Raw genomic sequence first — 19,893 nt, forward strand, 5'->3', positions numbered from 1 at the left:
CCCCGCGGCGCCCCGGGGCCGCCGGTCCCGCCGGGGGCGGGGGCGCCTCGTCGGCCGGCCCGAAGGGCTGCGAACCCCCGGGCCCGGCCGCGCCGGCGCCGCGACCTCACCGCGCCCTCCCGGGCGGGGTGAGGTCTCCGTTTCGCGGGTGTTACGGCGCGACACGCACCGGCAACCGGGGCTCCCTACCGTCGGTGACGTCCCCGCCGCCGAGCAGGAAGGCCAGGCCGTGACCGCCCCGACCGAAACCCCGCGCGCCCGCGGGCGCTGGATCACCCAGTGGGACCCCGAGGACGCCGACTTCTGGGAGCGGACCGGACGCCGCACCGCCAACCGCAACCTGTGGGCGTCGATCCTCGCCGAACACCTCGGCTTCTCCGTGTGGACCATCTGGTCGGTCCTCACCCTCTTCATGACCCCCGAGACCGGGTTCGACTACACGGCCGCGCAGAAGTTCCTGCTCGTCTCCGTCGTCACCCTCGTGGGCGCCGTCCTGCGCGTGCCCTACACGCTGGCCGTGCCCCGCTTCGGCGGCCGCAACTGGACCCTCGTCTCGGTCGCCGCCCTGCTCGTGCCCACCGTTCTGGCGATCCTGCTCATCCAGCGCCCCGAGACCCCGTTCGCGGTGTTCGTCCTGCTGGCCGCCACCGCCGGGCTGGGCGGCGGCAACTTCTCCTCGTCGATGTCCAACATCAACGCGTTCTTCCCCGAGCGCAGCAAGGGGTGGGCGCTCGGCCTCAACGCCGGCGGCGGCAACATCGGCGTCCCCGTGGTGCAGGTCCTCGGCCTCGGCGTGATCGCGGTCCTCGGCGTCCACCACGGGTGGGTGCTCGCCGCCCTGTACATACCGCTGCTCGCCCTCGCGTGCTGGGTGTCCTGGCGGCGCATGGACAACCTGGCCGGCGCCGTCGCCGACATCGGCGCCCAGGCCGCCGCGGTCCGCGACCGCCACTTCTGGATCATGTCCTTCCTCTACATCGGCACCTTCGGGTCCTTCATCGGCTACGGGTTCGCCTTCGGGCTGCTGCTGCAGAACGAGTTCGGCCGCACCCCGCTGGAGGCCGCCGCCGTCACCTTCATCGGCCCGCTGCTGGGCTCGCTCATCCGCCCCGTCGGCGGCCACCTCGCCGACCGGTTCGGCGGCGCCCGGGTGACGCTGGCCGTGTTCGCCGCCATGACGGCCGGGACCGCCGCCATCGTGCTCGCCTCCACCCAGGGCTCCCTCGCGCTGTTCACCACCGGGTTCATCGCGCTGTTCCTGCTCACCGGCGTCGGCAACGGGTCGACCTACAAGATGATCCCGGCCATCTACGCGGCCCGCGCCGCCGACCTCGCCGACGCGGGCATGTCCCGGGCCGCCGCCACCGCCCACGCCAAGCGCGTCGCCGGGGCCGTCCTCGGCCTGGTCGGCGCGGTCGGCGCCCTCGGCGGGGTGGCGATCAACCTGGTGTTCCGCCAGTCCTTCGCCACCTTCGGCGGCGCCACCCCCGCCTACGTCGCCTTCCTCGCCTTCTACCTCGTCTGCATCGCCGTGACCTACCTGGTCTACCTGCGCCGGCCCGCCCCGGCCGCCGGCGCCGCACCCGCCGACACCGCGGCGGCCCGCCCATGACCACCACCCACTGCCCCTACTGCGCCCTGCAGTGCGCGATGCACCTGGAGCCCGGCGCCGACGGGCGCCTCGCCGCCCGCCCGGCGCCCTTCCCCACCAACCGGGGCGGGCTGTGCCGCAAGGGGTGGACCTCCGCCGACCTGCTCACCGCCCCCGACCGGCTCACCACCCCGCTGCTGCGCGCCGACCGGTCCGCCCCCCTCGCCCCGACCGACTGGGACACCGCGCTCGACCACGTCGCCGGGCGGCTGGCGGCGCTGCGCGCCGAGCACGGACCCGACAGCGTCGCCGTGTTCGGCGGCGGCGGGCTGACCAACGAGAAGTCCTACCAGCTCGGCAAGTTCGCCCGTGTCGCGCTGCGCACCGCCCAGATCGACTACAACGGCCGGTTCTGCATGTCCTCGGCGGCGGCGGCCGGCAACCGCGCCTTCGGTCTCGACCGGGGCCTGCCGTTCCCGCTCACCGACGTCGCCGGCGCCGCCACCGTGCTGCTCGCGGGCGCCAACCCGGCCGAGACCATGCCCCCGCTCATGGGCCACCTCAGCGCCCCCCGCCTCGTCGTGGTCGACCCGCGCCGCTCGGCCACCGCCGCCTACGCGCTCGCCAACGGGGGACTGCACCTCGCCCCCCGACCCGGCACCGACACCGCCCTGGCCCTGGGCCTGCTGCACGCCGCCCGTGCCCAGGGCCTGTGCGACGACGCCTACATCGCCGAACGCACCACCGGGTTCGCCGCCGCCTGGCCCGGCGCCGCCGCCTGGTGGCCGGAGCAGGCCGAGCACACCACCGGGGTGCCCGCCGCCCTCATCCGCGAGGCCGCCCGCGCGCTGGCCGACCCCGGCGGCGCCTACATCCTCACCGGGCGCGGCACCGAGCAGCACGCCAAGGGCACCGACACCGTCTCGGCCTGGATCAACCTCGCCCTGGCCCTGGGCCTGCCCGGCCGCCGCGGCTCCGGTTACGGCTGCCTCACCGGGCAGGGCAACGGCCAGGGCGGCCGCGAGCACGGCCAGAAGGCCGACCAGCTCCCCGGCTACCGGCGCATCGACGACCCCGCCGCCCGCGCCCACGTCGCCGGCGTGTGGGGCGTCGACCCCGACGACCTGCCGGGGCCCGGCCGCAGCGCCTACGAACTCCTCGACGCCCTCGGCGCCCCCGGTGGCCCCCGCGCCCTGCTGCTGTTCGGCTCCAACCCCGTGGTGTCGGCGCCCGACACCGGGCGCGTCGCCGACCGCCTCGCGGCGCTCGACCTGCTCGTCGTGGCCGACTTCGTCCCCTCCGAGACCGCGCGCCGCGCCGACGTGGTCCTGCCCGTCACCCAGTGGGCGGAGGAGGACGGCACCATGACCGGCATCGAGGGCCGGGTGCTGCGCCGCCGCGCCGCCGCGCCGCCCCCGCCCGGGGTCCGCACCGACCTGGAGGTCCTGCACGGCCTCGCAGTCCGCCTCGGCCAGCCCGCCGACCGGTTCTCCGCCGACCCCGGCGCGGTGCTCGCCGAACTGGGCGCCGCCTCGGCGGGCGGCCCCGCCGACTACTCCGGGGTCACCCCCGAACGCCTCGACTCCGGCGAGGAGCTGTACTGGCCGGCGCCCGCCGGGGGCGCCCCCACCCCGCGGCTGTTCCTCGACGCGTTCGCCCACCCCGACGGGCGGGCGCGCTTCGCCCCGGTCGCCCACCGCCCGCCCGCCGAGACCACCGACCCCGCCTACCCGCTCATCGCCACCACCGGGCGGATCATGGGCCACTACCAGTCCGGCGCCCAGACGCGGCGCATCGGCGAACTCGCCGCCGCCGAACCCGCCGCCCACGTCGAGGTGCACCCCGACACCGCCGCCCGCAACGGGCTGGGCGACGGCGACTGGGCGCTGGTGGAGTCCCGGCGCGGCACCACCCGCGCCCGGGTGCGGCACCGCGCCGACGCCCGGCTGGACACGGTGTTCCTGCCGTTCCACTACGCCGGCGACCAGGCGGCCAACAACCTGACCAACCCCGCGCTCGACCCCGTCAGCCGCATGCCCGAGTTCAAGGTGAGCGCCGTGCGGCTGCGCCCGGACCGCCCCCAGGGAGGCACCGCGTGAACCCCTCCGCGCGCCACGTCGTCGTCATCGGCAACGGCATGACCGGTTCCCGGCTCGCCGACGAGGTCGCCCGCCGCGACCCCGGCGGCGAGCGCGTCCGGCTCACCGTGATCGGCGACGAGAACGGCCCCGCCTACAACCGGGTGCTGCTGCCGGGCGTCCTCGCCGGCATCTACACGCCCGAGGACATCCGGCTGCCCTTCCCCGACGGCCCGGCCGTCACCCTGCGCACCGGCACCGCCGCCACCGCCCTGGACACCGCGCGGCGCCGCGTCACCCTGGACGACGGCACCGCCCTGGACTACGACGAGTGCGTGCTGGCCACCGGCGCCCGCGCCGCGTTCCCCCCGGTCGACGGCGTCGCCGCCGCCGACGGCACCCCCGAACCCGGGGTCACCGCGCTGCGCGACCTCGCCGACTGCCGCCGGGTCATGGCGCTGGCCCGCCCCGGCGCGCCCGTGGTCGTGCTCGGCGGCGGCGTCCTCGGCCTGGAGGCCGCCCGCGCCCTCACCGCGCGCGGCGTGCGGGTGTCGCTGGTGGAGTCCTCACCGTGGATCATGCGCCGCCAGATCGACCGGCCCGCAGCCGACATCCTCGCCGACCGCTACACCGCCCTCGGCGTCGCCGTCCACTCCTGGCGGGTGGCGTCCCGCTGGATCTCCGGCACCGGGCTGGAACTGGACGACGGCCGGGTGCTGGCGGGCGACGCGCTCGTCGTCACCGCCGGGGTGCGCGGCGCCACCGACCTGGCGCGCGCCGCCGGGCTGCCGGTCGAGCACGGCGTGCTCGTCGACGACACCCTGACCACCGGCGACCCCCGCGTGCACGCCATCGGCGACTGCGCCCAGCACCGCGGCGGCGGCGCGGGCCTGGTCCAGCCGGGCTGGGAGCAGGCGGCGGTGCTCGCCGGGCTGCTCACCGGGACCGCGCCCGAGGCCCGCTACACCGGGGCGCGGCCGGTCACCCGGCTCAAGGCCGAGGGCATCGACCTGACCTCGCTGGGCGACACCGAGGCCGACGACACCGCCGAGACCGTCACCATCGCCGACCCCTACGGCGGCCGCTACGCCAAGCTGTCGGTGCGCGACGGCCGGGTCGCCGGGGCGGTGCTGCTCGGCTTCCCCGAGTCGGCGTCCACCATCGCCCAGCTCTACGACGGCGGCGACCCCGTGCCCGCCGACCGGCTCGCCCTGCTGCTGGGCCGCGCCGCCCCCGGCGCCCACACCCCCGACACCGGCGGCGACCCGGTGGTGTGCCGGTGCAATGCGGTGCCCCGCAGCGCGATCGAGGCGGCCTGGCTCGACGGCGCCCGCACCCGCGTCGACGTCGCCGCCGCCACCCGCGCCACCACCGGCTGCGGCGGCTGCGTCCGCGACGTCGACACCCTCCTCACCGGCTGGAGCGGAACCACCCCCGCCCCGGTCGGCTGAGGCCCGCGCCCCCGATGTCCTCGGACGGCGTCCGGCGGGGGAGCGGAACGTCCGAGGTCCGCGGCACGATCGGAGGCCGGCGCGCGGTCGGCGCGCGCCCGCGACACCGAGGAGGGTCCCGCGCGTGCGTCCCCATGACGACGGACGCCCCGACCACCCGACCGCTCTCATGCCGCCGCTCACCGCCGGGGCGCTCCGGTCGGCGGTCGCGTCGCTCCTGCCCGACCGGCTGGGGGAGATGGCCGACCACTTGGCCGAGGCGGTCGCGCAGGCGGAGCGCAGCGGGAGCACGGTCCCCCTCCGCACGTTCCTGGTGACATGGGGGACCGCCGTCGCGATCGAGCGCCTCCCGGCGCGGGCCGCGCGGCTGCGCGAGTGCGAGCGCCTGGTCCAGGAGAGCCCCGATGCGGACGTCCGGCGCCGCGCGGTCGCCGAGATCGGCACCATCCTCGATGCGGCCCGGCAGGAGATCGGGCAATGAGCGACGCCTGGACCTGGGCCTGCGATCCGGATGCCGAACATGTCGTTTCGGGGCTGCCTTCCCACATCGTCGCGGAGGTGGAGTGCTGGCCGGCGACCCCGTCGTGCTCGGTGATGACGCGAAGGACGTGGGGCACGGGAGGTTCCTGCGGCATCTGGTCATAGCGGGAGGCAGGAAATGAGGTCCTTGATGCCCGATCGGTGGAGGCGTGTCATCGTCATCGTCCGGGTGGTGTGGCTCGGCGGGGAGTGAGTCGACCGTTCGCTCCGCGGCGGTGGGCTCGTCTCGGCGGGCCCGGCCGGGGTGGTGGCTGTCGAGGATGAACGTATTCGTCACCGTTCGCCTACTGTGCAGAGTGGCGGTGGCGGGTTAGGTTCGGCGGGTGTGGGCTCCCCCCTTCGTCGGCCGCGACGCGCACCTGCGGGCGCTGGCCGAGGCCGCCGCCCATGACCGCGCCGTCGTCCTGCTCGACGGCGAGGCCGGCGCGGGCAAGACCCGGCTCGTCCGCGAGTGGCTCGCCGCGCCCGGCGCGCCGCCCGCGCTGGTCGGGCACTGCCACCCGGCCGCCGACCCCTTCCCCTACGGCCCCCTGGTCGAGGCGCTGCACGCCGCCGACCCGCCCACCGGGCTCGGGGCCGTGTGCGGGGCGCTGCGCCCCCTGCTGCCCGAGGCCGCCGACCGGCTGCCCCCGCCGCCCCCGCCCGCCCCCGGGCCCGCCGCCGAGCGCCACCGCGTCCTGCGCGCCTTCACCGCCCTGCTCCACGCCCTGGCCCCGCGCGTCCTCGTCATCGAGGACGCCCAATGGCTCGACCCCGACACCCGAACCCTCCTCGACTACCTCGCCCCCCGCCTGCCCGGCGGGCTCCGCCTGCTGCTCACCCACCGCGCCGACGAACCCCCCGCCGGCCCCCCGCTCTCCGCCCTCCTCGCCCGCCTGCCGCACGGCGCCGCCCGCACCGAACTGTCCCTGCCCCCGCTGCCCGCCGACGCCGTCGCCGCCCTCACCGCCGACGCCCTGGGCCGCGCCGCAACCTCCGGCGGCGCCGCCGACCGGCTCGCCCGGCGCACCCGCGGCAACGCCTTCACCACCGTGGAGGTCCTGCGCCACCTCGCCGCCCGCGGCGCCGCCCCCGACGACCTGGACGCCCACGGCCTGCCCGCCCCGCTGCGCGGCGCCGTCCTGGAGCGGGTCGCCCGCCTGCCCCGCCCCGCCCGCCGCGCGGTGCGCGCCGCCGCCGTGCTGGCCGCACCCGCCACCGAGGACGCCCTCGCCGCCGTCGCCGGGCTCGGCCCCGCCCGCGCCGCACGCGGCGTCTCCGCCGCCCGCGCCCTGCTCACCACCAGCGACGGCGGCACCATCGCCCTGCGCGACCCCCTCCTCGGCCGCATCGTCGACGACGCCCTCCCCGCGCACCGGCGCCGCCGCCTGCACCGCCGCGCCGCCGCGGCCCTGGCCCGCCTGCCCGACCCCCCGCACGACCGGCTCGCCCGCCACCACCGCGAGGCCGGCCAGCTCGACGCCTGGACCGCCCACGCCGAGCAGGCCGCCGACCGCGCCGCCGCCGCGGGCGACGACACCGCTGCCGCCGAGCACCTGCGCGACGCCCTGCGCCGCCCCGGCCTGGACGCCGACCGCCGCTGCGGCCTGGCGGTCAAACTCGGCCGGGCCGCCCTCAACGGCCTCGCCACCGAGGAGACCGTCCCCCTGCTGGAGCGCATCATCGCCGAGGAGGAACTGCCGCCCCACGCGCGCGGCGAACTCCGCCTCGAACTCGGCCTGCTGCTGCTCAACGCCTCCGGCCAGGGCCCGCGCGCCCGCCGCGAACTCGTCCGCGCCGCCGCCGAACTGCCCGACCGCCTCGCCCTGGCCGCCCGCGCCATGTCCGCGCTCGCCGTCCCCCGCGCCACCCCCGAACCCCTGGAGACCCACCGCCGGTGGATGGATCGGGCGGTGGCCGCCGCCCGCCGCAGCGGCGACCCGCTGGTCCGCACCGCCGTCGCCGTCAACCGGGCCACCCTCCTCGCCCAGGTCGGCGACCCCGCCGCCTGGGACGTCGCCTTCACCGGCGGCCCCGCCGACCGCCCCCACCGCCGCGAACTCGCCCGCGCCGCCCTCAACCTCGCCGACGCCGCCACCATGCTCGGCCACCACGACCGGGCCGAACGCCACCTGCGCCGCACCACCGCCCTCGCCGCCGACACCGACGCCCCGTACCTGCTCGTCGCCGCCGAGTCCACCGGCCTCCTCCTGCACTGGGCCGCCGGCCGGTGGGGCGGCCTCGCCGACCGGGCCGAGGCCGCCGCCCGCGCCGCCCGCGCCGCCGACCTGCCCCTCATCGCCGCTGAGGCCGACCTGGTCCGCGCAGGCCTGGCCCTGGCCGGCGGCGAACCCGCCGCCGCCGAACGCCTCCTGCGCGACGTCCAGTACGCCGCCGCCGCCCGCAACATCGTGCCGCTCGGCGCCGCCACCGCCGGCACCCTCGCCCGCCTCCTGCTGGCCCGCCGCGACCCCGCCGCCGCCTGGGCCGAGACCGAACCCGTCCTGCGGCTCATCGAGGCCAAAGGGGTGTGGGTGTGGGCCGCCGAACTCACCCCCGCGATCGAGGCCCTGATCGCCTCCTGCCGCGCCGACGCCGCCCGCGCCCTCACCGACCGGTTCACCGCCGGCCTGCGCGGCACCTCCGCCCCCGCCGCCCGCGCCGCCCTGCTCCGGTGGCGGGCGCTGCTCGCCGCCCACGACGGCGCCCCCGACCGGGCCGCCGACCTGCACGCCGAGGCGGCCGCCGCCTACCGCGCGCTGCCCCGCCCCTACGACGCCGCCCACGCCACCGAGGCCCGCGGCCGGTCCCTGCGCGCCGACGGCGTCGACCACCTCACCCGCGCCCTCGACGGCTACCTCTCCCTCGGCGCCACCTGGGACGCCGCCCGCTGCCGCCGCGCCCTGCGCGACCTCGGCGTGGCGACCCCCCACGTCGGCCAGCGCGGCTACGGCACCGAACTGTCCCCCCGCGAACGCGAGATCGTCCGGCTGGCCGCCGCCGGCCACACCAACCGCGAGATCGCCGCCCTGCTCTACCTGTCGCCGCGCACCGTCGAGACCCACGTCGCCAACGCGCTCGGCAAGCTCGGCCTGCGGTCACGCAGGGAACTCGCCCCGGCACCCGCCGCGAACACTACGTATCGCGCCCCCGCCGCCGAGACTACGTAGCCGCTACGTATTGTGCGCCCCCGCTCGCCGTCCGATGCTGCTCCTTGGGTGGCCACCCGACATCCCCCGTCCCCCGAGGGTCAGCGAACCCAATGAAGGGTTGACCGCACCATGCGAAGACTCCCCGTCCTGCTCGTCGGCGCCGTCCTGGTGCCCCTCCTCGGATCGGCGCCCGCCGCAGCCGACCCGGCCCCCGCCGACACCGAGAGCTACATCGTCGTCCTCCAGGACGGCACCGACGCCGAACAGGCCGCCGAGGAGCACGGCGCCGACCCGACGAGCGTCTACGAGCACGCCCTCGACGGCTACGCCGCCGAGATGACCGCCGCCGAGGTGGAGGAGCTGCGCTCCGACCCCGACGTCGCCTACGTCCACGAGGACGCGGTCGTCCACACCACCGCGCAGACCACGCCCACCGGCATCGAGCGGATCTTCGCCCCCGACAACCCCTCACTCGCCGTCAACGGCACCGACGACTTCCGGGCCGACGCCGACATCGCCGTCATCGACACCGGCATCGCCCCGCACCCGGACCTGGACATCGCCGGCACCACCGACTGCACCAGCGGCGTCTGCCAGGACGGCTCCGGCACCGACGGCAACGGCCACGGCACCCACGTCGCCGGCAGCGCCGCCGCCCTCGACAACGGCGACGGCGTCGTCGGCGTCGCCAACGGCGCCCGCGTCTGGGGCGTCAAGGTCCTCGGCGACAACGGGTCCGGCTCGCTGTCCGCCGTCACCGCCGGCATCGACTGGGTGACCGGCAACGCCGACGAGATCGAGGTCGCCAACCTCAGCCTCGGCTGCCAGGGCTGCACCGACCAGGCCATGAGCCAGGCCATCACCGAGTCGGTGGACTCCGGCGTGGCCTACGCGGTGGCCGCCGGCAACAACGCCGTCGACGCCGCCGACTTCTTCCCGGCCAACCACCCCGACGTGCTCACCGTCTCGGCCCTGGCCGACTCCGACGGCGCGCCCGGCGGCGACGGCGGCGCCTTCACCTGCCGCACCGACCAGGACGACACCCTCGCGGACTTCTCCAACTACGGCACCGTGGTCGACGTCGCCGCGCCCGGCGTCTGCATCGAGTCCACCTGGCCCGGCGGCGGCTACAACTCCATCAGCGGCACCTCCATGGCCGCCCCGCACGTGGCCGGCGCCCTGGCGCTGCTCGCCGTCGGCGACGCCAAGCCCACCGGCCGCGCCGACGTGCTCGCCCTCTACGACACCGTCCGCTCCACCGGCTCCACCGACTGGGACGACACCTCCGGCGACGGCGTGACCGAGCCCCTGCTCGACGTCGGCGACCCCGCCCACTACCCGGCCGACGGCGGCGGCACCGAACCCGGCGCCCCCACCGCCGTGGCCACCCACACCTGCGACGACGCCACCCTCACCTGCGACTTCGACGGGTCGGCCTCCGCCGACCCCGACGGCGACCTCGCCTCGCACACCTGGGACTTCGGCGACGGCGCCACCGGTGACGGCGCCACCGCCACCCACACCTACGCCGAGGCCGGCACCTACACCGCCGAGCTGACCGTCACCGACGCCGACGGCAACACCGACACCGCGACCACCGTGGTGGAGGTCGGCGCGCCCTCCGGCAACGAGCCGCCCACCGCCGCCTTCACCGCCACCTGCCTCGGCTTCTGGGGCCTGTGCCTGTTCGACGCCACGGGCTCCACCGACGCCGACGGCGACGTGGCCGCCTATTCCTGGAGCTACGGCGACGGCACCACCGGCGGCGGCGCCACCCCGCTGCACGCCTACGCCCGCGCCGGCACCTACACCGTGACCCTCACCGTCACCGACGACGAGGGCGCCACCGGCACCGCCAGCCGCACCCTGAACGTGCGCTGACCCGCCCACCCGCACCGCGGCCCCTTTCCCGACCCCGGGGGAGGGGCCGCCCGCGTGCGCGCCCCCACCGCGCCCCCGCCCGCCCCGCTCTCACGGGGATTCCACCTGGGGTGACAGGACAACGAAACACCCGTGTCACCGGCAACTGACGGCGCGGAAACACGCTCCGGGTTGCCTTAGGGGCCAGGAGGCGGCCGGAGGCACCGCCCCGGCGCCCGCCGCCCCCGGCGGCCGGCCCACCACCGAGGAGGAGCACCGGGTATGAGACAGCTCGTCGTCATCGGCAACGGCATGGTCGGCCACCGCCTCGTCGAGGCGGTCCTCGACCGCGGCGGCGCCGACGCCTGGAACATCGTCGTCCTCGGCGAGGAGCCCCGCCCCGCCTACGATCGGGTCGCGCTGTCCTCCTACTTCGACGGCGCCGGGGAGGACGACCTGCGCCTGCCCGACCTCACCGCGCGCGGCCCCGTCGACCTGCGCCTGGGCGACCCCGCCACCGCCATCGACCGCGCCGCCCGCATCGTCACCACCGCCTCCGGGGCCGTCGTCGCCTACGACACCCTGGTCCTGGCCACCGGCTCCACCCCGTTCGTGCCGCCCGTCCCCGGCCGCGACCTGCCCGGCTGCCACGTCTACCGCACCATCGACGACCTCGACGCCATCACCCGTACCGCCCGCGGCGCCGACACCGGCGTCGTCATCGGCGGCGGCCTGCTCGGCCTGGAGGCCGCCAACGCCCTGCGCCTGCTCGGCCTGCGCGCCCACGTCGTGGAGATGGCGCCCTGGCTGATGCCCCGCCAGGTGGACGAGGGCGGCGGCGCCCTCCTCGGCCGCCTCGTCGGCGAGACCGGCGTCACCGCCCACACCGCCGCCGGGCTCACCGCCATCGAACCCGCGCCCGAAGGCGGCCTGCGCGTGCGCCTCGGCGACGACGCCGCCGTGGACGCCGGCATCGTCGTCTTCTCCGTCGGCGTCCGCCCCCGCGACGACCTCGCCCGCGCCGCCGGGCTCGACCTCGGCCCCCGGGGCGGCGTCGCCGTCGACACCGCCTGCCGCACCAGTGACCCGCACGTCTACGCCGTCGGCGAGTGCGCCAGCGCCGGCGGCGCGGTGTACGGCCTCATCGCCCCCGGCAACGCCATGGCCGAGGTCGTCGCCGACCGCCTGGCCGGCGGCGCCGCCGAGTTCACCGGCGCCGACACCTCCACCAAGCTCAAGCTCCTCGGGGTCGACGTCGCCAGCTTCGGCGACGCCGCCGCCACCGCCGACGGCGCCCTGGAGGTCGTCCTCAACGACGCCCCCGGCCGCCGCTACGCCAAACTCGTCGTCTCCGACGACGCCACCACCCTGCTCGGCGGCGTCCTCGTCGGCGACGCCACCGCCTACGCCGCGCTGCGCCCCCTGGTCGGCCGCGCCCTGCCCGGCGACCCCCTCGACCTCATCGCCCCCGGCCGCGAGGGCGGCGGAATCGGCGTCGGCGCCCTGCCCGACGACGCCCAGATCTGCTCGTGCAACGCCGTCACCAAGGGCGCCGTGCTCGCCGCCGTCCACGACGAGGGCTGCGCCGACGTCGCCGCCGTCAAGGCGTGCACCCGCGCCGGCACCCGCTGCGGCTCGTGCGTGCCCATGCTGAAGAACCTGCTCGCCGACGCCGGGGTCGAGCAGTCCACCGCCCTGTGCGAGCACTTCGCGCACTCCCGGGCCGAACTGGTCGAGATCGTGCTGGCCACCGGCACCACCACGTTCTCCGACCTCATCGCCCGCCACGGCACCGGGCGCGGCTGCGACGTGTGCAAGCCCGCCGTCGCCTCCATCCTCGCCTCGCTCGGCGGCGGCCACATCCTCGACGGCGAGCAGGCCGCCCTCCAGGACACCAACGACGCCTTCCTCGCCAACATCCAGCGCAACGGCACCTACTCGGTGGTGCCGCGGGTCCCCGGCGGCGAGATCACCCCCGAGAAGCTCATCGCCATCGGCGAGGTCGCCCGCGACTTCGGCCTCTACACCAAGATCACCGGCGGCCAGCGCATCGACCTGCTCGGCGCCCGCGTCGAGCAGCTGCCCGCCGTGTGGGCGCGGCTGGTCGACGCCGGGTTCGAGTCCGGCCACGCCTACGGCAAGGCCCTGCGCACCGTGAAGTCGTGCGTGGGCACCACCTGGTGCCGCTACGGCGTGCAGGACTCCGTCGCCATGGCCATCGACCTGGAGCTGCGCTACCGGGGCCTGCGCTCCCCGCACAAGATCAAGGCCGCCGTGTCGGGCTGCGCCCGCGAATGCGCCGAGGCGCGCGGCAAGGACTTCGGGATCATCGCCACCGACAAGGGCTGGAACCTCTACGTCGGCGGCAACGGCGGGTTCACCCCCCGCCACGCCGAACTCCTCGCCGCCGACCTCGACGGCCCCACCCTCGTCCGCTACATCGACCGGTTCCTCATGTTCTACATCCGCACCGCCGACCGGCTGCAGCGCACCGCGGCCTGGATCGAGGCCATGGACGGCGGCCTCGACCACCTGCGGTCCGTCGTCGTGGACGACTCCCTCGGCATCGGTGCCGAACTGGAGGCCGCCGTCGAACGGCACGTCGCCGGCTACGCCGACGAGTGGCGCGGCGTCCTGGAGGACCCCGACAAGCTCGCCCGGTTCGCGTCCTTCGCCAACGCCCCCGACGCCCCCGACCCCACCATCGCCTTCACCACCGAGCGCGACCAGCCCGTGCCGGCCGGCCCCGTGGCCCTCGGCCTGCCGACCCGGCGCACCGACACCCTGGAGGTCCGATCATGACCGCCCCCACCCTGCCGGACGCCGCGCCCGCCACCGCCTGGACGGCGGCCTGCCCCGCCGACCGCCTCACACCCGAGCGCGGCGTCGCCGTCCTGCTGCCCGACGGCGGCCAGGTCGCCCTGTTCCGCACCCACGACGGCGCCCTGCACGCGGTCGGCAACATCGACCCCTACAGCGGCGCCGCCGTCATCTCGCGCGGCATCGTCGGCGACCGCGGCGGCGAACCCACCGTCGCCTCGCCCATGCTCAAGCAGGTGTTCTCGCTGCGCACCGGCGCCTGCCTGGACGACCCCGGTGTCCGGCTGCCCCGCCACCCCGTGCGGGTGCGCGACGGCGTGGCCGAGGTCGCCGTCCGCCCCGCCGAGGCGACCGCGTGACGGCCGCCCCCTCGGCGGTCCACGGCGGCGCGGCGGCCACCGTCGCCCCCCTCGCCGGGTTCACCGTGGCCGTCACCGCGGCCCGCCGCGCCGACGAACTGTCCGCCCTGCTGCGCCGCAAGGGCGCCGCCGTGGTGTGCGCGCCGGCGCTGCGCATCGTGCCGCTCAGCGACGACCAGCGCCTTGCCGCGGCCTCCCGCGAACTCACCGCCCGCCCCGCCGACGTCGTCGTGGCCACCACCGGCATCGGGTTCCGCGGCTGGATCGAGGCGTGCGACACCTGGGGCACCGCCGAACCCCTCCTCGCCGCCCTCCAGCGCTCCCGGCTGCTGGCCCGCGGCCCCAAGGCCAAGGGCGCCATCCGCGCCGCCGGGCTCACCGAGGAGTGGTCGCCGCCCTCGGAGTCCTCCGCGGAGGTCCTCGACCACCTGCTCGCCACCGGGGTCGACGGCCTGCGCGTCGCCGTCCAGCTCCACGGCGAGCCGCTGCCCGACTTCTGCGCCGCCCTGAGGCTGGCCGGCGCCGAGGTCGTGGAGGTCCCCGTCTACCGGTGGACCACGCCCGACGACCCCGCCCCGCTGGACCGGCTGATCGACGCGGTGGTGGCGGGCGGCGTCGACGCCGTCACCTTCACCAGCGCCCCCGCCGCCGCCGGGCTGCTGGAGCGCGCCCGCGCCACCGGCGCGCACCGCGCCCTGGTCGACGCCCTCACCCGCGACGCGCTCGCCATGTGCGTGGGCCCCGTCACCGCCCGCCCGCTCATGGCGCACGACATCCCCACCTCCTGGCCCGCGCGGGCCCGCATCGGGGCCCTCGTCAAGCGGCTCGGCGAGGAGCTGCCCGAGCGGTTCCCCAGCCTGCCCGTCGCCGGGCACCGGATGCGGCTGCGCGGGCACGCCGTCCTGGTCGACGGCACCGTGCGCCCGGTCTCCCCGGCGCTGATGCGCGTCCTGCGGCAGCTCGCCCGCCGTCCCGGGCAGGTCCGCGACCGCGCCGACCTGCTCGCCTCGCTGGGGGGCGAGGCCGACGCCCACGCCGTCGAGACCGCCGTCGCCCGGCTGCGTACCGCACTCGGCGACCCCAGGATCATCCAGACCGTCGTCAAGCGCGGGTACCGGCTCGCCCTCGACGGCGGCGACTGCCCCCCGGAGGAGCGGTGAGCGCGCCGACCCTGCTGCTGGCCGTCCACGGCACCCGCGACCCGCGCGGCACCGCCACCGCCCGCGACCTCGCCCGGCGGGTGGCCCGCCGCACCGGGGCGCCGGTGCGGCTCGGCTTCGCCGACGTGTGCCGCCCCGACGTCGGCGAGGTCGCCGCCGCCGTCGACGGGCCCCTGGTGGTGGTGCCCGCGTTCCTGGCCGCCGGGTACCACGTCCGGGTCGACATCCCCGCCCAACTGGAGCGGGCCGGGCGCGGCGGCACCCCCGTCACCCCCGCCCTGGGCACCGACCCCCGGGTGCTCGCGGCCGCGGTCCGCCGGCTGCGCGCCGCCGGGTACCGCCCCGGCGACGCCGTGGTCCTCGCCGCCGCCGGGTCCTCCGACCCCGGCTCGCCGGCGCAGACCGCGGCGGCCGCCGAACGGCTCTCCCGCGCCCTCGGCACACCCGTCACCACCGGGTACGCCGCAACGGCCCGCCCCACGGTGGCCGAGGCGGTGGCGGGGCTGCGCGCCCAGGGGCACCGCCGGGTCGCGGTCGCGACCTGGCTGCTGGCCCCGGGCCTGTTCGCCCGCCGCCTCACCCAGGCGGGCGCCGACGCCGTCGCCGCCCCGCTCTGCCCCGACGAGGGCGTCGCGGCGGCCGCCGCCGCCCTCTACACCCGCGCCCACCGCCCCGTCCCCGCCTGAACCCGGGCGGCACGGACCCCGGCCGCCCGCGTTCCCCGACCTCCACGAAGTCCGTGAATCCGCCCCGCACGGGCGACTGGTCGCCCCCGCGCCCAGGCGCCGAGCCGGCGGCGCCCCGGCGCGTCGCGGCCAGGGCGCCTGCCCATGGGCCGGACCCGCCGTCCACCCGGGCGGGTCCGGTGGCGGGTGGCCGGAACCGGCAACGCGGGCGGCCGCCGCTGCGGGCGCCGCGCGGGAATACCTTCTGCGGAGTGCCCGCGCGACGAGGGGAGACCCATGCCCGCCGAGGAGACCGCCGAGGGGACCGCCGGACCGGCGGCCGGCGCGGACGCCGTCCGCACCGGCGGCCGCTGGGACCGCGACGATCCGCGATTGGACCGCGCGGCCGGCGCGCTGGTCGGCGCAGCGGCGGCCGCCGGGATCGTCGGTGCGCCCGCCGACGCGGTCGCCGAGCTGACCGGCCCCGGCGGCGGGTCCGCCCCCGCCCGGCTCGGCCGGGTCATCACCGCCGCCCTGCGCGCGCTCGACGACCCCGCCGCCGCCCCGGCGTTCTCCGGCGCCGAGGAGACCGCGTGGGCGCTCGCGCTGCGCCGCACCGCCGCCGACGGCGCGGTACCCGGACCGGACGGCACCGCCCCGTCGACCCCCATGGGCGCCTCCTGGCGGGCCGCGGCCCACACCCCCGTCCCCGCGCTCGACCCCGCGCGCGGTAGGTTCCCCTGCGCGCAGTACGTCGACGCCGTGTGGCGGGCGGCCGCCGCGGCCGGCGACCTCGCCGCGATGTACGCCGGGGCGCTGGCGGGCGCCCGCTGGGGCGTGTCGGGGGTGCCGGTGGCCGCGCAGCGGCGGGTCGCCGACACCGCCGAGCCGCGCGACCTGGTCGTGCGCGCCGTCCTCCTCGCGCGGGGCGCCGACCCCGACCAGTGGCCGGAGCGGTCGACCCACCACACCGGGACGGTCGACTGCGTCCACACGCCCTTCTCCGTCGCCCACCCGCACGACCCCGGCGTGGTACTGGGCAACCTGGAGTTCCTGCGCTCCGACCACGACCTCGACGCGGTCGTCACCCTGAACCGCCTGGGCCCCGAGGACGTGTGCGTCCGGGTGCCCGCGCGCGACCGGGTCGAGATGTGGCTGGCCGACCGCGAGGGGGTCAACCCGAACCTGCACTTCGTCCTGGACCAGGCCGCCGGGGCGGTGGCCGCCCTGCGCGCCGAGGGCCGCCGCGTGCTGCTGCACTGCGCCGCCGGGCAGTCCCGGACCCCCGCGGTCGCCGCCCACTACGCGGCGCGCAGCCGGGGGGTGCCGGTCGTGCGGGCGCTGCGCGAGATCATCACGGCGGTCGGCGGCCACCTGGACACCCCCGGCCTGGCGCGGGCGGCCGCCGCCCTCAACGGGGTCGACCTGCCCGACCCGGCCGCCGACCTGTTCCCCGACGGCCTGCCCCCGCGCCGCGGCCGCACCCCGGTCGCCTGACCGGGCGGTGGCGCCCCGAGCGGGGAACCGACCGGGGCGCCGCCACCGCCGTCCGGCATCGGGGGCCGCTTCCGGCCACCGCGCCCGCGTGCCGCCGTACCCGCGCCCGGGTACGGGCCCGGCATCGACCGGGAGGGTGCCGTGGAGTACGTGGTGATCGGCGTGGTCGGCCTCGTGGTGCTCGCCGTCGTGGTGGTCGCCGGACGGTTCTCCGGCACCGGCACCGGCGACCGAAGCGGGCGCGGCGTGGGCGGCACCGGCCACGACCACACCCGGGGCGACGGCTTCCCCGGCGGCGGTGACTGAGACCGCCGGGGCGGCCCCCGGGCCGGGGCGCGCCGGGTCCCGGCGGTCGGCACAATCGGGCGGAAGGGGCCGCCGCCCGCAGGGGGCGCGGCCCGTCGCGGCGAGGGGAGCGGCAGCGGTGGGCTCCGCCCGAGAGGACCTGCTCGACCGGGTGGTCGCGTGGTTCGCCGAGCACGGTGTCGGCGACACCGGCATGCGGACGCTCGCGGCCGGGCTGGGCACCAGCCACCGCATGCCGCACTACCACTTCGGCTCCCGGGAGGCGCTGCTCGGCGCGGTGACCGAGCGGGTCGAACGCCGGGAGCGCGACACCCTCACCGGGCTCCTCGCCGCCACCGGCGGCCCCTTCGCGGCGGGCCTGGCCTTCTGGCACCACGTCGCGGACACCGCGCGGACCTTCGCCCCACTGCACTTCGAGCTGTCCGGCCACGCCGTGCTCGGCCGCCCCTACACCGCATCCTGGCGCCGCTGGATGGCCACCGGGTGGGCCGAGGCGCTGGCGGGGCTGTTCCGCGACGCGGGCGCCGCCCCCGAACGCGCCGACACCCTCGCCCGGCTCGCCCTCGCCCAGGCCCGCGGCCTGCTGTTCGAACCCGCCCTGACCGGCGACCGGCCGGCCGCCGACGCCGCCATGCGGCGGTTCGGGGACCTGCTCCGCGCCGACCTGCACCCGGACGCGGACCTGGACACGCACACGCCGCGCGGGCGGTCCTAGCGGCGGCCTGCCGCCGAAGGGTCCGGGTGCGGCGGGTCAGCGGTGGTTCCGGCGCCGCACCTCGCCGCCCGACTCGTCGTAGGTGATCCACTCGCCGGTCTTCCGGCCGAGGCGGTAGACCCCCTCGTCGAGGAGGTGCCCGGTGGCGTGCCACCGCCGCCACCGGCCGTCCCGGAGGCCGTCCTTGAAGGAGCCCTCCTGGAGCGGGCCGCCGCCCTCGCGGAACCAGGTCCACGCCCCGTCCGGTTCGCCGTCTGCGTACGCCCCCTGGGCCTTCACCCGCCCGTTGCGGAAGTAGAAGGTCCACGGCCCGTGCCGCTCGCCGTCCCGATACCCGCCCTCGCCCGACGGCTTCCCGTCCGTGAAGTACTCCCGTGCCATGGACGCAGCATAGGCGCGGGCGGGTAGGGGCGCCCGCCCCACGGCGGCGGGCGCCGTCGGGGGCGGGGCGCCCGAGGCGGGGGCGCGGGCGCGCCGGGCGGGGCGCGCGGTGGTGACGTGCGGCACTGCGGGCGGGTGGCGCGGGGGGTGGCGGGGGAGGGGCCGCCGGGGATGGGACGCCCTTCCCGGCAACGGGTCCGGAGGAGCCCATGGGGCGCGGGTGGCACCGGCGGCGGGTTGTCCGACCTGCGTAAAGACCCGGCAAGGAGTTGACCGGGTGCGGCCGGTCGGTGTAGACACAAGGACGTTCCACCGGAAATCGGGCGTGCCCCGTTCTCCGGCGCGCGGCGCGGGCCTGTGGCCGTGCCGCACCCCCGACGGCCTCACCGCTCGACGGCGCCTGTGACATATTCCACAAACGCCGCGTTGAGGTTCTCGTTACCCCGTCGTGATGCTTAGGCTCGGCGGAGTGGCGCAGACCGGTCCATACCGGTCCTGACCACCGACAACGCCCCACCCCGTGTCCCGGGTGGCACGCGCCCCTCGTGCGCACGGCCCACCCCCCGCCGGTCCCCACCGGCGCGGCCGCGTCCCACCGTCCCCGTTCAAAGGACCCCAGCCGTGGGCACTCATCGGCCCTCACGCGCCCCGCTGCGCGAACACCTCACCCGCCGCCGCGCCATCGTCGCCACCGCCGCGGCCGGCGCCGCCCTCATCGCCGGCGGCACCGCCGGCGCCGCGGCGCTCGGCGACCTCGCCCCGGCCCCGCAGGCCGCCGCCGGCGCCGTCCTGCCCATCGCCCGCACCGCCGAGGCCGAACCGCCCGCCGCGCCCGTCGCCGACGACCGGCGCGCCGCCGAGGAGACCCGCGAGCAGGCCGCCCAGGACGCCGCCCAGCCCCTCGCCGGCACCGCCGCCGAGGAGAGCGCCGAACCCGCCGCCGACTCCGGCGACAGCGGCTCCGCCGGCGACCAGGGCTCCGACCTCGCCCCCACCGGCGAGGGCGGCTCCTGCGAAGCCTCCATGTACAGCGAGCCGCAGCCCACCGCCAGCGGCGAGACCTTCGACCCCAGCGCCATGACCGCCGCGCACAAGACGCTGCCCATGGACACCATGGTCGAGGTCACCAACCCCGCCAACGGCAAGTCCGTCACCGTCCGCATCAACGACCGCGGACCCTACATCGACGGCCGCTGCCTGGACCTGTCCACCGCCTCCTTCGAGACGATCGCCTCCTCCAGCCAGGGCGTCGTCGACGTCGACTGGCAGGTCGTGGGCTGACACCCCCGCTCGACCATCCCGCCCCCTCCGCGCGGCTCCCCGGGCCCCTCTGCCGGGG

At 77.7% G+C, this 19,893-nt stretch carries 15 protein-coding genes; 14 read left to right on the forward strand and 1 reads right to left on the reverse strand.

Going from position 1 to position 19,893, the window contains the following annotated elements:
- Window positions 1-229 precede the first annotated feature (229 nt).
- From NT8_RS19035 to NT8_RS29490, 13 genes are all read left to right on the forward strand, one after another.
- Complete coding sequence (locus tag NT8_RS19035; protein ID WP_067971319.1) at window positions 230-1,612, forward strand: MFS transporter; 1,383 nt, start codon at window positions 230-232, stop codon at window positions 1,610-1,612.
- A complete protein-coding gene (locus NT8_RS19040) occupies window positions 1,609-3,690 on the forward strand; it encodes a molybdopterin oxidoreductase family protein (protein WP_067971321.1) in 2,082 nt (693 codons plus the stop codon). The genes NT8_RS19035 and NT8_RS19040 overlap by 4 nt, the downstream gene beginning before the upstream one ends.
- On the forward strand, window positions 3,687-5,120 hold the full coding sequence (locus NT8_RS19045) for an FAD-dependent oxidoreductase (RefSeq protein WP_157515889.1): 1,434 nt from the start codon (window positions 3,687-3,689) through the stop codon (window positions 5,118-5,120). Before NT8_RS19040 ends, NT8_RS19045 begins: the two co-directional genes overlap by 4 nt.
- Before the next feature lie 124 nt (window positions 5,121-5,244).
- Window positions 5,245-5,601, forward strand: a complete 357-nt coding sequence (locus NT8_RS29480) for a hypothetical protein (RefSeq protein WP_217999246.1) — start codon at window positions 5,245-5,247, stop codon at window positions 5,599-5,601.
- A 382-nt stretch (window positions 5,602-5,983) separates the two neighbouring features.
- Window positions 5,984-8,809 (forward strand): AAA family ATPase, encoded by a 2,826-nt coding sequence (locus tag NT8_RS19055; RefSeq protein ID WP_067971326.1) that lies wholly within the window; start codon window positions 5,984-5,986, stop codon window positions 8,807-8,809.
- Between the two features lie 111 nt (window positions 8,810-8,920).
- Entirely contained in the window at window positions 8,921-10,672 is a 1,752-nt protein-coding gene (locus NT8_RS19060) for a PKD domain-containing protein (protein ID WP_067971327.1), read from the forward strand.
- A 261-nt stretch (window positions 10,673-10,933) separates the two neighbouring features.
- Window positions 10,934-13,453 (forward strand): nitrite reductase large subunit NirB, encoded by a 2,520-nt coding sequence (gene nirB, locus NT8_RS19065; protein ID WP_067971328.1) that lies wholly within the window; start codon window positions 10,934-10,936, stop codon window positions 13,451-13,453.
- Window positions 13,450-13,830 (forward strand): nitrite reductase small subunit NirD, encoded by a 381-nt coding sequence (gene nirD / locus NT8_RS19070; protein WP_067971329.1) that lies wholly within the window; start codon window positions 13,450-13,452, stop codon window positions 13,828-13,830. Before nirB ends, nirD begins: the two co-directional genes overlap by 4 nt.
- Window positions 13,827-14,990, forward strand: coding sequence for a uroporphyrinogen-III synthase (locus tag NT8_RS19075; RefSeq protein ID WP_067971331.1), 1,164 nt, complete (start codon window positions 13,827-13,829; stop codon window positions 14,988-14,990). The genes nirD and NT8_RS19075 overlap by 4 nt, the downstream gene beginning before the upstream one ends.
- Complete coding sequence (locus NT8_RS19080; protein WP_067971332.1) at window positions 14,987-15,676, forward strand: sirohydrochlorin chelatase; 690 nt, start codon at window positions 14,987-14,989, stop codon at window positions 15,674-15,676. Before NT8_RS19075 ends, NT8_RS19080 begins: the two co-directional genes overlap by 4 nt.
- 276 nt (window positions 15,677-15,952) lie before the next feature.
- Window positions 15,953-17,152, forward strand: coding sequence for a protein-tyrosine phosphatase family protein (locus NT8_RS19085; RefSeq protein ID WP_084469086.1), 1,200 nt, complete (start codon window positions 15,953-15,955; stop codon window positions 17,150-17,152).
- A gap of 141 nt (window positions 17,153-17,293) precedes the next feature.
- Window positions 17,294-17,458: a hypothetical protein gene (locus tag NT8_RS29485; RefSeq protein ID WP_157515890.1), complete on the forward strand. Its 165-nt coding sequence runs from the start codon at window positions 17,294-17,296 to the stop codon at window positions 17,456-17,458.
- Between the two features lie 118 nt (window positions 17,459-17,576).
- Window positions 17,577-18,173: a TetR/AcrR family transcriptional regulator gene (locus NT8_RS29490; RefSeq protein WP_067971333.1), complete on the forward strand. Its 597-nt coding sequence runs from the start codon at window positions 17,577-17,579 to the stop codon at window positions 18,171-18,173.
- Between the two features lie 36 nt (window positions 18,174-18,209).
- Here NT8_RS29490 and NT8_RS19095 read toward each other — a convergent pair whose 3' ends face one another.
- A complete protein-coding gene (locus NT8_RS19095; RefSeq protein ID WP_067971334.1) occupies window positions 18,210-18,554 on the reverse strand; it encodes a toxin-antitoxin system YwqK family antitoxin in 345 nt (114 codons plus the stop codon).
- A gap of 621 nt (window positions 18,555-19,175) precedes the next feature.
- Here NT8_RS19095 and NT8_RS31315 point away from each other — a divergent pair.
- Complete coding sequence (locus NT8_RS31315; RefSeq protein WP_281203493.1) at window positions 19,176-19,835, forward strand: septal ring lytic transglycosylase RlpA family protein; 660 nt, start codon at window positions 19,176-19,178, stop codon at window positions 19,833-19,835.
- Window positions 19,836-19,893: the final 58 nt, after the last annotated feature.

The sequence above is a fragment of the Nocardiopsis trehalosi NBRC 14201 genome (assembly GCF_001552555.1).
GTDB lineage: Bacteria > Actinomycetota > Actinomycetes > Streptosporangiales > Streptosporangiaceae > Nocardiopsis_B > Nocardiopsis_B trehalosi.

Coding starts and splice junctions, on each gene's coding strand:
- NT8_RS19040 (WP_067971321.1), top strand. CDS start 1,609: ATGACCACCACCCACTGCCCCTACTGCGCCCTGCAGTGCGCGATGCAC.
- NT8_RS19060 (WP_067971327.1), top strand. CDS start 8,921: ATGCGAAGACTCCCCGTCCTGCTCGTCGGCGCCGTCCTGGTGCCCCTC.
- nirD (WP_067971329.1), top strand. CDS start 13,450: ATGACCGCCCCCACCCTGCCGGACGCCGCGCCCGCCACCGCCTGGACG.
- NT8_RS19085 (WP_084469086.1), top strand. CDS start 15,953: ATGCCCGCCGAGGAGACCGCCGAGGGGACCGCCGGACCGGCGGCCGGC.
- NT8_RS19095 (WP_067971334.1), bottom strand. CDS start 18,554: ATGGCACGGGAGTACTTCACGGACGGGAAGCCGTCGGGCGAGGGCGGG.
- nirB (WP_067971328.1), top strand. CDS start 10,934: ATGAGACAGCTCGTCGTCATCGGCAACGGCATGGTCGGCCACCGCCTC.